Genomic DNA, 12,587 nt, shown 5'->3' with positions numbered 1-12,587 from the left:
TGTTAAGATCCGCTATAAAGTGCTTACTCTCTTCGTCATTGTCATTTAATGGTATATCGGTGCGTCTTGTGCACCGGTTTCTGCTATCTTAATCAAAATGACTTCCACATGCAAGATGTCAGAGTGACGCATCACAGCTTTAACGCAGCAATGTCAATCATTGATGTGTAGACGGAAGACTGCCTGCTGATTAAAAGAATTTTCCGATAACATTCACTATCGTCTCGCTTCTCAGCGGCTTGCTGATATACTCGTCCATTCCTGCTTCAATGCATAATTCCCGGTCGCCTTTGAGTGCATTAGCCGTTACAGCAATAATGACCGGCTGCGAATCTGCCGGCTGCGTCTGCCTGATTCTCGATGTAGCCTCCAGGCCGTTCATGCCGGGCATCTGCACATCCATGAAGATCAGATCATAGCTGCGCTGAGTGACCATCTCGACTACCTGCAGCCCGTCTTCCGCAACATCCACGGCGAACCCGCGCTTCTCCAGAATTTTGCGCAGCACAATCTGATTAATGACATTGTCTTCAGCCACCAGGATGCGCAAAGAACGGCTGAGCTGCTGCGGACTCAGCAGGCCCGGCTCCGCCCCCTCAGCAGTCTGGGCCTGCTTCTCGGTCCGGAGCACCACCGTAAATACAAAGGTTGCCCCCTGCCCGGTCTGCGGCTCCAGCTGAATCTTGCCCCCCATCATTTCAACCAGCTGCTTGCTGATCGCCAGTCCCAGACCACTTCCTTCATGTTTGCGGCTCATGTAATGATCCAGCTGGTAGAACGGCTCGAACAACCGGCTGCGGGCATCCTCCGGAATGCCTATTCCTGTATCCGCCACTGTAAATTGCAGCGTTACCCCATCAGCAGCCTCTTCTCCCCGTATCCTTTGCACGCCTACTTTTACCCCGCCCGTGTGAGTGAACTTCACTGCATTGCCGACCAGATTGATCAGGATCTGCTTCAAGCGTTCTCCGTCCCCGATCAGATCAGCGGGTACATCCGGACCCACCTCCACCTGGATGGTGAGGCCCTTATTCTCCGCCTTAAGCTGCAGCAGCTCCAGAGCAGACTCCATGCAGTGCTGAAGGACAAACGGTTCTTCATGCAATGAGGTTTTGCCCGCCTCAATCTTGGACAGATCCAGAATATCGTTAATGATATTCAGCAGGGATTCTCCGCTCTGGCGGATGATTTCCAGGTATTCCCTTTGCACAGAATCCGGATCACTGAGGTCCAGCAGCAGATCGGTCATGCCGATCACCCCGTTCATCGGCGTGCGGATTTCATGGCTCATCATAGCCAGGAACTCACTTTTGGCCCGGTTCGTATTCTCGGCGGTTTCTTTGGCGATCAGCAGCTTCTTCTGCTCGGTAATATCCTTGACGATAATATAAAAGCCCACCGTCTCATTGTTGATAATGATAGGGGCAAGGGTTGTCAGCACCTCCACGGAATGTCCGTCCTTATGCCAGATGAGGTCAATGCTTCGTTCCATGGAACCCTTCTTCTGGCAGAAGCTGATTACGTCGTGAAGATGGTGGTTCCCGATAATCCGTCCGACACTCATTCCCACCAGCTCAGGAATCGTGTAGCCTGTCAGCTCTACGGCCTTCTCATTCCCGTTGATAATGTTACCTTCCAGATCCAGGGAAATAATCGCATCATGGTTATATTTCTTCAGCGAGGTATACCGCTCTACCGATTCCTGCAGCTTCTGCTCCATAATCTTGCGCTGTGTCACATCACGGCCTACGGCAAGCACGCTCCAGTTCCCGCTGTCTTCCACAATCCGCAGCGTGAATTCAATCCAGAGATACCGCCCGTCCTTATGAAGAATCCGCAGCTGCACACTCTGAAGCTCAGCCGCCTGCGGTGCGCTCATAAATTCCATATCCCCGGGGTGAACCAGTCCGCGGATATCACAGCCGATCAATTCCTCAGGCTTATACCCGAGTACTTCCACAATCGAAGGAGAACAGTATCTGCAGATACCATCCGGGGTAGCATAATATACAATGTCTCTAATGTTGGCTGCAATCAGGCGGTACAGCTCATCTGGCGGTGCAGGAAGTTCTTCCTTGGACTTAGCTTCCGGGTGCGGCAATCCGGCCAGATGAACGATATAATACAAGCCCATTCCCGTAGAGGGCTCGCTAATCAGAGAAACATGCAGCAGTACTGCAACTACAGAGCCGTCTGCATGCCGGAAATTCAGTTCGCATTCAAAAAAGGGAACCTCTCCCGCCTTTAGAGTCCCCATCTTTTGCCTATGTATCTCCAGGGAATCTTCATTCAGAAACTCCGTGAAGCCATGTCCCAGCAATCGTTCTTCCGTGTATCCCAGCAACAGCGTTACCGCCGGATTCACACTAGTCCATTCTTCGGAAATGGAGAGAAATGCGAATCCGGCAGTCCCCTTTTTGAATGCCTGTTCGAATGGAGAAGAGATCTCCGTATGTTGTCTTAGCATAAATTCCACCGCCCGTTCGTGGAGTAATACATGCATTTTTAGTTCAAATCTGTAATATAAATATCTTGCATATCCGGGCGAAAGTCAAATGATTATGTCGAAATATAAACTATAAAATGTATAGCAGATTATATTAACCTGCGAACCAGAATTCAGACAGAGTTCTCCCCAGTTCCCCACCTTTGTTCGATTCATTCCTGCATTACTTTATCCTTGATTTAGAGCCCGCCGTCCAGCAGCCTCTTCACCGTTTCGGTGAAGGCTTTGACCTGGAACGGTTTGGTAATATACGCGGCAAAACCCCTGTTTTTGGCTTTTTCAATATCCGATAATTGAGCAAACGCACTGGTTCCCAGTACCGGAATATGGCAAGTAGCCTCATCCTGCTGCAATATTTCCAGAGCTTCATATCCGTTAAGGCCGGGCAGCCCGATATCCAGGATGATCAGATCCGGCAGTGCTTCACGGGCCATACTCAGCCCCTGCTCTGCCGTTTCAGCTTCCAGCAGCAATATGGAGGGCAGGTTTCTTTTGAAGATATGATGCATTAGGGCCATGTTGAGTTGATTATCTTCCACATATAATACTGTCCGCTTGTATTCCTCCATCCGGCATATCCTCCTAAAAAGTCCCAGCACAACAGCCCATAAACAGGAAAAAAAATAAAAAAGCCGAAGAAAGGGACCATTCCCCCTTCTCCGGCTCATGTTCGGCTCATTCGCATGTCCGACTCATTTCCGCCCTATTTATAGTTAAACTTATTGAAAAGTATAAGCTATCACACTGGTATCTTTGTCGAAATCCCAATCCACATATATATCCGACAGTTCCTTGCCGAGCATCGGGGCAATCGTGGTGGTATCCTCCAAATATCGTTTTTCCATCTTGCGTTTGGTGGTCTTAAGCGTATTCTCATAACCAAGGCCAATCAGTTCCTTCTCCAGCGGGATCAGGATACCCTCACGTTTGATAATCAGAATGCGCGGGCCCAGCCACCAGGAGTCGGTATAGACCGGTTCCTTCTGAACCTTTCTGCTAACTTCATTAATCTGGGCATGGACTTCTTGACGCCCGGCATAATCGTCAATAATCATAGCGTCATTCTTAATGAGCGCAACGATCATTCCAGACGCGTTATGTATACCCCAGTCATAGAAAAGCTCGCCAACCTCCATAGCCATCGTTTCCTTCAGGTAAGCCGCAAGTTCGGGCAGCAGAGACTTCATCAGAAGCTCTCTCGTATAGCGAAACGCCTGTTCTTCTTCCTTATTTAACAAAAATCTCTCCACAGGTCCGATAAAATTACGGATATGCAGTGCTATACATTGCTTCCCGATAGAGGCGTGTATTGATTCAGGCCCTTTCCCAAAGCGTTCCCGCAGTAATCTTCCTGTGAAACTGGAAAGTTGGCTAGTAAGTTCCGTAGTGCTCATTCAATTTCCTCCAGCATAATATTCTTGTGTCTGTGTTATACGTATGGGGAGACGCTCCGCCTGCTGAAAAAACGGTTCGTTCACTTTAGTATAATCTCAACCGGGGGACTTCGTATATATAAATATATAAAAGTTCATAAAGGGCTGCCGGGGCTTCCCTGGATATGTATGTAAGGGCACAACATTAGTATTGCCCTAATTATTTATAATTAGTTTGACACCTAAAATTAAATTGTTTACAATTAAATAGTTGTAAATATTAATTACATATACCGGGAGGATGAAGCAGCAATGAGCATTTATGAGTATGAGGCCCGCAATATCCGGGGGAAAGAGACCCGGCTTGAACAATACAAGGATAAAGTCCTCCTGATCGTTAATACTGCCAGCAAATGCGGCTATACTCCGCAATACTCCGACCTTCAGAAGCTTCATGAGAAGTACCAGGAGCAGGGCCTGCAAATTCTCGGGTTTCCCAGCAACCAGTTTGGCGAACAGGAGCCCGGCTCCAATGAAGAGGTTAACGTGTTCTGCCAGATCAATTACGGCGTAACCTTCCCGCTTTTCGAAAAAATTGATGTTAAGGGGGATAACCGCCATCCGCTGTTCGCTTATCTGACGGAACAGGCTGGCTTCCAGGGCTTTGACGACACGGACTCAAACGGCAAGCTGCTGCACACCATGCTTCAGGAACGTGATCCTGCAGCGCTCACAAACGATGAGATTAAATGGAATTTCACCAAGTTCCTGATTGACCGTAACGGCAACGTGGTGGAGCGCTTCGAATCTCCGGTTGATCCGCTGGACATGGAACCTGCCATTCAGAAGCTGCTGTAAAGCGTTATAGCGAGAATGACGAAGGCTATGTTACCCGTGAAATATTCAAATAAAAAAAGGTGTTCCGCTGCCGGCAAGGGCTGCAGAACACCTTTTTGTCATTTACTTGCTTATTCCTGATTACTTGCCGCGGTAAGTCTCGGTGAACACCTCGAAGAAAGGTGTTGTGTCCCGCTCCGCCATCGTATCCTCCGCACCCGGGTTCCAGCCGATCTCTGCCCGCCAGCTGCCCAGCAGGCCTGATTCAATCAGCTCCTGCTCATCCACCTCCATGGACAGATCTGCCTGCGGCGCCACATAGAGCGCATCCGCCGGACAATACGCCTCGCACATGAAGCAGGTCTGGCAATCCTCCTGGCGGGCAATGACGGCAAGCTTGCCCTGCATCTCGAAGACATTCGTCGGGCAGACCTTCACGCACAGCCTGCAGCCGATGCAGCGGTCCTGGCTGACCAGTTCAATCATATCGCCCGCTCCTCTCTTGGTATCCGCAGCTCCTGGGCATGAGGCACACTTTCGGTGCGGATGCCAATCGAGTCGATACCGGAGAGGATCAGGCGGTGGGTCTGGCGCGGGTCCAGCGCCGGATACTCGGCCAGGCGCTGCAGGCCGCGGCTCTCCTTGCGGGCCAGCGCGGCGGTGTAGATCCAGCGGCCGACATTCAGCATGGCGGCCGCTTCACGCGATTGCACGATGCCCTGAACCGTCGCGGGCACCTGCCCGCTGAGCTCGGGCATCAGGCTGTTCAGCCGCTGCAGAGCCGCGGCGACCACGGGCTCGCTGCGGAAGTAGTTAATCCGCAGCGGCAGGATCTCCCGCTGGACCGCCGCGATCAGCGGCTTCGCGTCCAGCGCCCTGGCTGTGCCGGCGCCAGCCGGCATCCCGTAGCGGCCCGCCGCGCGGAGCAGCCGGCTGTCCGCCGGACGCGGCTCCTGCAGAGCGTGCCGCGCCGCGCCTTGTCCTGCCCAGCTGCCGCTGCAGATGGCCCAGGATGCATTGTAGGCGCCGCCGCCGGAGATGGCGCCGGTGACTTTCTCGCGGGATGCGGCATCTCCGGCCGCATACAGCCCCGGCACCGAGGTGGCACAATCGGTACCGGTCAGGCGCAAGCCGCCCGTGCCGCGCATCGTGCCTTCATAGCGCAGCGTAAGCGGGAATTTATCCTTGAATGGATCAATCCCCGCCCGCTCCAGCGGCATGAAGAAGATCGGATGGGCGTTACGGAGGAAATCCTGCTTCTCCTTCGTATCCGCCAGATCCAGCGAGGCGTAGACCGGGCCCCTCAGCATCAGCTCAGGGATGCTGCCGAAGGTGCGGTCACCCTGATGCAGTGGCCTTCCCGCTTCATCATACAGCGTGGCCCAGGCCAGCATCCGCCCGCGTGTTACCGTTCCGTCCGCGAAGCTCGGAGCATATTGCCGGGTGAATTCCATACCCGACAGCTCGGCACCAGCCTCGGCTGACATCAGCAGTCCTTCGCCCGTGAGCACATTACAGCCCAGCCCCTTGCTGAGGAAGGCACAGCCTCCGGTAGCCATAATCACCGCATTCGCCTTCACTTCCCAGGTCTCCCCGGTTAAGCGGTTAATTCCGCGTGCTCCGCCCACGCCGTGCTGATCATGGAGCAGCTCCAGCGCCGGCGATTGATCCCATATACGCACCCCCGCCTTGCGCACCACTTTACGCATAAGCTTCATGTATTCCGGGCCATGCAGATGCGTCCGCAGCCGCCTGCCCTCTTCATCCTTCGGAAAGGGATACCCCCACTCCTCTACCAGCTCCAGATTCTGCTCGACCTGATCCAGCACACGGTGAATCCAGGCATTCTCCGAGAGATAGCCGCCTGCCTTAAGTCTGGCCTGCACAGCCTGCTCCCGCAGCTCTGCCACCGGCGGAATCACCAGCAGCGTTGTTCCTCCCGGCGCGGTAGCCCCGCTTGTTCCGAGATATCCCTTATCGGCCAGAATTACCTTCGCTCCCTGAGAAGCTGCACTCCATGCCGCCCATGCTCCGGCCGGGCCTCCGCCCAGCACTAGAACATCTGTTGTTGCCTGCTGTTGCTGCTGCGGCATTCCGCTTCCCCCTCTTCATGGTCCCCTGAAATGTAGAATTAAGATCAGACCAGCTTCTCCTGCAAAAATGCTATTGTCGAGGCAACAGCCTCATTCAGCGCAGAGGTGGAGCCTTCGTACGGGTCCACCGTGCCAAAGGTGTGATCCGCACCCCGGATGCTCTGATACCGGTGATGCGGCGCTTGTTCCCTGAAGCCTGCATGCTGCTGCAGCAAGGCTTCACGGTCCTGATCACCCTGAATCAGCAGCGCTGCGGCCGGTACTCTGCCGAGTGCCTTCTCCAGATTGAAGCGCTCCTTGTTACGCTGCTGATCCTCGCGGATCGTCCGCTCCTGCAGCGTAAGCGCCGGGGCACCTTCACCCTGCTGCGGCTGCGGCGGTGAACCGCCGTTCCAGACCACCAGCGCCTTCACCTCAGGATGCTCTGCCGCGAACAGAATGTTACTTCCGCCTGCACGGCTGTGCCCCAGAACCGCTATCCGCTCCGTGTCGGCCAGTCCGGCAAGCGGCAGCCTGCCCTCAAGCAGGCTGTGGAGCACCTGCTTCAGATCCAGCAGCTCCCGGCTCAGCGTAGCCGCTCCGGCAGCTTCCTCCGGGCTAACCCCGTCCAAATTGCGGGCAGCGATCCGTGAGAAATTGAAGCTTACGGTGTAGAACCCGCTCCCGGCAAGTCTGCCGGAGACCTCCGGCCAGAATGCCCAGTCCTTATGTCCTCGGAAGCCATGGCTGATCAGGATGACGGGCTTCGGTGCAGTCCCCGCAGGAACCCGCACCTCGCCCTCCAGATACAGCCCGTTCTCCAGCGGCAGCTTGAAATGTTCAATGGTCAAGGTTTCTTCGGACATCTGCATCCCCTCCGTTCACCTGTTTACCTGTCATGAATTACTTGAGCTGCCAGTCGCTGATGTTGAAATCCTTCTTGGCCAGCTTCTCTTCCACGAGGAAGTTCTTGGTGCCCTCCAGCAGCTTCGTGCCGTCTTCCGTGAAGGCTGTATCCTTAATATCACTGATCGGATTCACCTGCTTCGCGAGTTCCGGGGTTGTATCCCCGATCTCGGCCAGGAACTCATAATACTCATCTTCATGCTGCTTCAGGTCGGCCAGTGCCTTCTCCCGTGCCGCATTCCAGACCTTAGGGAAATCCGGGAATTTCGCAAGATACTCCTCTGACACTACGGTAGCACTGCTTCCGAGCAGATCCGGATGGGTAGAGGCATCATCCAAATGAGTGTATCCCTGCTCGATCTGCTTAAGCGCCGCTACACCGTTATTGGTGGTCGCGTCCACATCGCCGCGGGCAAGTGCTGCGGTAGCATCCGGAATCAGCATGTGAACCAGCTTATAGTCGGTTACGCCTTCCTGCTTCAGCAGGCCGACTACGTAGCGGTGCATGAAGGACCCTTTCTGGATCGCAATGGTTTTGCCCTTCAGTTCCTGCACTGTCTTTGGTCCGTCCTTCTTGCCGATCAGATAACCGACCGTATGCGCGGAAGTCTGGGCGATCAACCGGGTCTTGGCTCCTGAAGCGTAGGCGATAATCGCCGGGGTATCCCCAAGGCTGCCGAAATCAAGTCTTCCGCTGATTAAGGATTCCGTCTGATCCGGTCCGTTCGGGAAGCCGGTCAGCTTCACTTCGGTAATTCCGTACTGCTTCAGCTCTTCCTGAATAATCCCTTTATAGAGTCCCCAGCCTTCTGCACCGCCCGGTACATTCAGCTTATTGGAGCCAATGTATCCGAAATTCAGCACAGCCGGAACATTGCTTGAAGCCTCACTGCCCGCCGCGTCGGCCGTATTCGTTCCTGCGCCGTTGGCTGCCGTTCCGTTGTTCCCGGAGCCGGTATTATTACCGCAAGCCTGCAGCACCAGCATGATCATCACCACACCTGTAATCAGCGTGAGGCGTCCCCCTTTGCTCCATACACCTTTAATCTCTCTGTACAATTTGCTCATTTCTGTATTCTCCCCTCAGTCGTCTGCTGGATATTTGATGTTTGTATAAGGACTCTTGCCTGTATTTGGATTAGTGTCTATAACGGCGCATCACTCAGAAGCCTGCCCGGGCTGCCAGCTTATACATGAAGTCATGACTGGCTACCGGCTGTCTGCCCTTGCCCCAGCCTACCTTCTCGCGGTAACCGCCGAGCAGTCCCTGCTGTTCCAGCTCCGCCTCAGTAATTCCGGTAATCCCCTCGGAATCCGGAGCCACATACAGGGCATCCACCGGGCAATACAGCTCACACATGAAGCAGGTCTGGCAGTCGCTCTGCCGGGCGATAACCGGAATTCCGTTATCCACCCTGTCGAATACATTGGTCGGGCAGACAGATACACATTGATTGCATTCTACACACCGGTCAGCGCTGATGACTTCAATCACAACAATACACTCTCCTTCGCTACCTCTTCTGTCTTCACCCATACCTGGTCCAGTCCGCCGCTGATCAGGCGGTGATGCTGGCTGTCGTCACTTCCCTTGAAATCCTCCCGTTTGTGCATTCCCCGGGTTTCGGTACGGGCCAGAGCGGAGCTGTACATCCAGCGTGCCGTTGCCGTCATCGCTTCGGCTTCGCGTGCCTTCACACCTTCCGGCGTGCGCTGGATTTCCCGGCTGCGCTGCTCTTTCCATAGTCCGTCCAGACGCTCCAGCGAAGATTCCAGCCCCTGCTCTGTACGGAACAGATTAATATCGTACGGTTTGACTTCTGCCTGCACAGCCTCCACATATTCTGCGGTTCTGGCAGCGGCGCCCGCCTTCACTTCCTGGTGAACCAGCGGTGAAGAGGATAACCCTACGGGTGCACGGTGAACTGAATGCCAGCCGAGTCCGGCTGCATAGTCTGCCGCCCCTTCTCCGGCGAAGGAGCCGGAAGACATCGCCCAGGCGGCATTATGGCTGCCGCCTCCGGTGAACCCTCCGCAGATCAGCTCACGGGTAGCCGCATCCCCTGCTGCATACAGCCCCGGAACCCCAGTGCCGCAGCTCTCGTCTGTAATCCGTATGCCGCCTGTGCCGCGGACTGTACCTTCCAGCCGCAGCGTCACCGGGAATACATCCTTGAAGGGATTAATGCCCCGCCGGTCGAATGGCAGGAAGAAGTTCGTCTGCGCCACCCGCAGCAGCGGCTGTAATGCTTCATCCGCTCCGTCAAGCTTCGCGAATACCTGGCGCCCGGCCAGCAGATTCCTGGCAATGACTGAGCGGCCCTTCTTGGAGCCTGCTCCTTCCACCACAGTTCCGTCTTCATAATAGAAGCTGGCGTAGCTGTAATAAGCAGTCTTCGTTACGGAGGAGAAGGTCGGGCAGATCGCGTAGGCATTGGAGAACTCCATACCCGACAAGCTCGCTCCTGCTTCAGCGGCGAACAAGTACCCGTCACCGGTCAATACGTTGCAGCCAAGCGCCTTGCTGAGGAAAGCGCAGCCTCCGGTAGCGATAACTACCGCCCCGGCATGCACACTCCAGGCTTCTCCGCTCTGGGTCTGCACGCCGGCCGCTCCGGCTACCCCGTGCTCATCGGCGAGCAGCTCAAGCACCGGACTATGGTCCAGAATTTTCACGCCCGCCTTCTTCACCAGCTTGCGCATCAGGCGCATATATTCAGGTCCCTGCAGGCTCCGGCGGTATTGATTGCCTTCCTCATCCACCGGGAACGGATAGCCGGCAACGCCCAGTCTGTTCATATTCTCATAAGTCCGGTCCAGCACCCGGTCCATCCAGCGGTGCTCAGCCAGCTTGCCGCCCATAGCGTAACGGCTGGCCTTCGCTGCCTCGCGCAGCTCTTCTTCCGGCTTCACGTACCAGACTCCGGTGCCCGACGGGGCAGTTGCACCGCTGGAGCCGCAGTATCCCTTGTCGGCCAGGATCACCTTCACTCCCTTAGCTGCGGCTGTAAGTGCCGCCCATGTTCCTGCCGGACCTCCGCCGATTACCAGTACATCCGCCGTCAGTTTCAATGTTTCCTTCAGTGCCGGTTGGTTCATGTTGTTGCCCCCTTGGTTTCATTAGCGTTAGCGTTTCATTAGCTTGTCTTTAACCTTGATAGCTGTCACGCCAGTACAGGAATTTGCGTTCGATGATGCGGAAGAGAGAATCGATCAGCTTGCCGACCACTGCAAAAATAATAATTCCGACAAAAATAACGGCCGTATTGGAATTCTGCTTCGCCTCATTAATGAGAAACCCAACCCCGGACTGTGATCCGATCAGTTCGGCAACCACCAGACCGATCCAGGCCACAGCCATCGACAGGCGCAGTCCCAGCAGAATGCCCGGCAGCGCCGCCGGCAGGATCAGCCGCCGCAGCTTCTGCAGCGGGCTGAATCCGAGCACCCGGGCTACTTCAAACAGCTTGTTGTCCACTCCCCGGATGCCCATGAATGTATTGATATAGAGCGGAAAGAAAGAGCCGCTCATGATAATAACCACCTTCGAAATCTCCCCGAAGCCGAACCATAGAATGATCAGCGGGGCAATAGCCAGATGGGGAACCAGCCGCAGAATCTGCACGCTCGGGTCCAGCAGATAGGCTGCACTGCGGAACAGGCCGGTCAGTGTCCCCAGCAGCAGGCCGAGAATTCCTCCGATAAGGAATCCGATGCCAGCCCGTCCGATACTGACGCCCAGATGATGGACAAGCTCCCCGCTAACCGCCAGATCTGCAAAAGCGGAGAGAATCGTCAGCGGCGCCGGAAGAAACTCCGGCGAGATCCAGCCTGCGCTTCCGGCAAGCTGCCATACGGCGATTACAGCTACAGGAATAACAGCCCCGGTGCCCCAGTCGGACAAAAGAGTTTTCCAGGATGCAACCATTAATCTTCTCTTGTTGTTATGCGTAGTAATTGGAGCGGTTCCGCTATAATCACGGGCTTCCCTTACCCCCTTGGCAGTCTTGATTATTGCTTCTATCCCTTCACTCATGCGGTTCTTCCCTCCTATCCTTGATAGCTGTCCCGCCACCGCAGCAGCCGCTGCTCGATCAGGCGGACAATGGTGTCACTCAGCAGCCCGGCAGCGGCGAATACAATTATCCCGACAAACACTACAGGCGTATCAGCAAACTGGCGGGCATCCGACATCATATAGCCGATCCCCGAGGTGGAAGCAATGAGCTCCGCCACCACCAGCCCCAGCCATGAGAGGCCCAGCGACAAGCGCACACCAAGCATGATATTCGGCACTGCTGCCGGGAGCACCAGCCGCACAATCTGCTTCCCTCTGCTGAAGCCGAGCACCCGGGCAACTTCGAACAGCTTGTTATCCGTTCCGCGTATCCCCATAAAGGTATTAATATAGATCGGGAAGAACGCTCCCTTGGCAATCAGCAGCACCTTGGATTCCTCGCCGATGCCGAACCACAGAATGAACAGCGGCACTACCGCAAGGCTCGGGATCATCCGGATCATTTGCAGCGAGGGGTCCAGCAGCTTCTCGGATCTGCGGAATAATCCGACCAGAATGCCGAACAGCAGACCTAGCCCGCCGCCAAGCAGAAATCCTGACAATGCCCGCACGACACTGATTCTGAGGTTGCTCCATAAATCCCCGGTAGACGCCAGGGTAATGAATGACTGGACAATCGTAGAAGGCGCCGGGAACAGCATCTCCGAGATCATTCCGTAATGGCTCAAAATCTGCCACAGGATTAATACACCTGCCGGAAGCAGCAATCCCAGACCGGCAATCGCCGCCTTTCCGGGGCCGTCAGGCCTTCCTGTTCTTCCGGCATTCCCTGCCGCTACAGCCCGTTCAGCCATGGCTGTCCCTCCCTCTGAATT

Annotated in this window: 12 protein-coding genes and 1 pseudogene; 1 reads left to right on the top strand and 12 read right to left on the bottom strand. The window is 55.1% G+C overall.

The window, feature by feature from the left end; all coding sequences use genetic code 11:
• Positions 1 to 190 precede the first annotated feature (190 nt).
• The 4 genes and pseudogenes from NYE33_RS08245 to NYE33_RS08230 all read right to left on the bottom strand — a co-directional run.
• Complete coding sequence (locus NYE33_RS08245; protein ID WP_341065419.1) at positions 191 to 2,467, bottom strand: PAS domain S-box protein; 2,277 nt, start codon at positions 2,465 to 2,467, stop codon at positions 191 to 193.
• 218 nt (positions 2,468 to 2,685) lie between these two features.
• Positions 2,686 to 3,075 carry a response regulator gene (locus NYE33_RS08240; protein ID WP_076247047.1) on the bottom strand — a complete coding sequence of 130 codons (390 nt, stop codon included), beginning with the start codon at positions 3,073 to 3,075 and terminating at the stop codon, positions 2,686 to 2,688.
• Positions 3,076 to 3,225: 150 nt separating this feature from the next.
• Complete coding sequence (locus NYE33_RS08235; RefSeq protein WP_341068618.1) at positions 3,226 to 3,744, bottom strand: Na-translocating system protein MpsC family protein; 519 nt, start codon at positions 3,742 to 3,744, stop codon at positions 3,226 to 3,228.
• Between the two features lie 66 nt (positions 3,745 to 3,810).
• Positions 3,811 to 3,900 (bottom strand): annotated as a pseudogene (locus NYE33_RS08230) (Na-translocating system protein MpsC family protein); the annotation flags it as partial.
• A 291-nt stretch (positions 3,901 to 4,191) separates the two neighbouring features.
• Between NYE33_RS08230 and NYE33_RS08225 the strand changes: the two are divergent.
• Positions 4,192 to 4,737: a glutathione peroxidase gene (locus NYE33_RS08225; RefSeq protein ID WP_039297377.1), complete on the top strand. Its 546-nt coding sequence runs from the start codon at positions 4,192 to 4,194 to the stop codon at positions 4,735 to 4,737.
• A gap of 120 nt (positions 4,738 to 4,857) precedes the next feature.
• On the opposite strand, the gene NYE33_RS08220 is transcribed toward NYE33_RS08225, so the two are convergent.
• The 8 genes from NYE33_RS08220 to NYE33_RS08185 form a co-directional block, all read right to left on the bottom strand.
• Positions 4,858 to 5,202, bottom strand: coding sequence for a 4Fe-4S dicluster domain-containing protein (locus NYE33_RS08220; protein WP_039297374.1), 345 nt, complete (start codon positions 5,200 to 5,202; stop codon positions 4,858 to 4,860).
• Positions 5,199 to 6,809, bottom strand: a complete 1,611-nt coding sequence (locus tag NYE33_RS08215; protein WP_341065416.1) for an FAD-binding protein — start codon at positions 6,807 to 6,809, stop codon at positions 5,199 to 5,201. The genes NYE33_RS08220 and NYE33_RS08215 overlap by 4 nt, the downstream gene beginning before the upstream one ends.
• A 44-nt stretch (positions 6,810 to 6,853) precedes the next feature.
• Positions 6,854 to 7,654, bottom strand: a complete 801-nt coding sequence (locus NYE33_RS08210; protein ID WP_341065413.1) for an alpha/beta hydrolase family protein — start codon at positions 7,652 to 7,654, stop codon at positions 6,854 to 6,856.
• A 37-nt stretch (positions 7,655 to 7,691) separates the two neighbouring features.
• Positions 7,692 to 8,762, bottom strand: coding sequence for an ABC transporter substrate-binding protein (locus tag NYE33_RS08205; RefSeq protein ID WP_042140064.1), 1,071 nt, complete (start codon positions 8,760 to 8,762; stop codon positions 7,692 to 7,694).
• A 94-nt stretch (positions 8,763 to 8,856) separates the two neighbouring features.
• Positions 8,857 to 9,189: a 4Fe-4S dicluster domain-containing protein gene (locus NYE33_RS08200; RefSeq protein WP_042140065.1), complete on the bottom strand. Its 333-nt coding sequence runs from the start codon at positions 9,187 to 9,189 to the stop codon at positions 8,857 to 8,859.
• The gene (locus NYE33_RS08195; protein WP_042140066.1) at positions 9,186 to 10,793 is read right to left on the bottom strand and encodes an FAD-dependent oxidoreductase; all 1,608 of its coding nucleotides are present in this window, start codon (positions 10,791 to 10,793) and stop codon (positions 9,186 to 9,188) included. Before NYE33_RS08195 ends, NYE33_RS08200 begins: the two co-directional genes overlap by 4 nt.
• A gap of 49 nt (positions 10,794 to 10,842) precedes the next feature.
• Positions 10,843 to 11,730, bottom strand: a complete 888-nt coding sequence (locus NYE33_RS08190; RefSeq protein WP_052422116.1) for an ABC transporter permease — start codon at positions 11,728 to 11,730, stop codon at positions 10,843 to 10,845.
• 14 nt (positions 11,731 to 11,744) lie between these two features.
• On the bottom strand, positions 11,745 to 12,566 hold the full coding sequence (locus NYE33_RS08185) for an ABC transporter permease (protein ID WP_042140067.1): 822 nt from the start codon (positions 12,564 to 12,566) through the stop codon (positions 11,745 to 11,747).
• Positions 12,567 to 12,587: the final 21 nt, after the last annotated feature.

It is taken from the genome of Paenibacillus sp. FSL R10-2199 (genome assembly GCF_038000235.1).
GTDB classification, from domain to species: Bacteria; Bacillota; Bacilli; order Paenibacillales; family Paenibacillaceae; genus Paenibacillus_AQ; species Paenibacillus_AQ phytohabitans.
The sequence above is the reverse complement of the archived record's forward strand: the minus strand, read 5'-3'. Positions and strand labels throughout refer to the sequence as shown.

What these genes read in the sequence shown, in the direction of transcription:
- NYE33_RS08210 (WP_341065413.1), bottom strand. Translation starts at nt 7,654, where the DNA reads ATGTCCGAAGAAACCTTGACCATTGAACATTTCAAGCTGCCGCTGGAG.
- NYE33_RS08225 (WP_039297377.1), top strand. Translation starts at nt 4,192, where the DNA reads ATGAGCATTTATGAGTATGAGGCCCGCAATATCCGGGGGAAAGAGACC.
- NYE33_RS08220 (WP_039297374.1), bottom strand. Translation starts at nt 5,202, where the DNA reads ATGATTGAACTGGTCAGCCAGGACCGCTGCATCGGCTGCAGGCTGTGC.
- NYE33_RS08240 (WP_076247047.1), bottom strand. Translation starts at nt 3,075, where the DNA reads ATGGAGGAATACAAGCGGACAGTATTATATGTGGAAGATAATCAACTC.
- NYE33_RS08215 (WP_341065416.1), bottom strand. Translation starts at nt 6,809, where the DNA reads ATGCCGCAGCAGCAACAGCAGGCAACAACAGATGTTCTAGTGCTGGGC.
- NYE33_RS08190 (WP_052422116.1), bottom strand. Translation starts at nt 11,730, where the DNA reads ATGAGTGAAGGGATAGAAGCAATAATCAAGACTGCCAAGGGGGTAAGG.
- NYE33_RS08195 (WP_042140066.1), bottom strand. Translation starts at nt 10,793, where the DNA reads ATGAACCAACCGGCACTGAAGGAAACATTGAAACTGACGGCGGATGTA.
- NYE33_RS08205 (WP_042140064.1), bottom strand. Translation starts at nt 8,762, where the DNA reads ATGAGCAAATTGTACAGAGAGATTAAAGGTGTATGGAGCAAAGGGGGA.
- NYE33_RS08185 (WP_042140067.1), bottom strand. Translation starts at nt 12,566, where the DNA reads ATGGCTGAACGGGCTGTAGCGGCAGGGAATGCCGGAAGAACAGGAAGG.
- NYE33_RS08245 (WP_341065419.1), bottom strand. Translation starts at nt 2,467, where the DNA reads ATGCTAAGACAACATACGGAGATCTCTTCTCCATTCGAACAGGCATTC.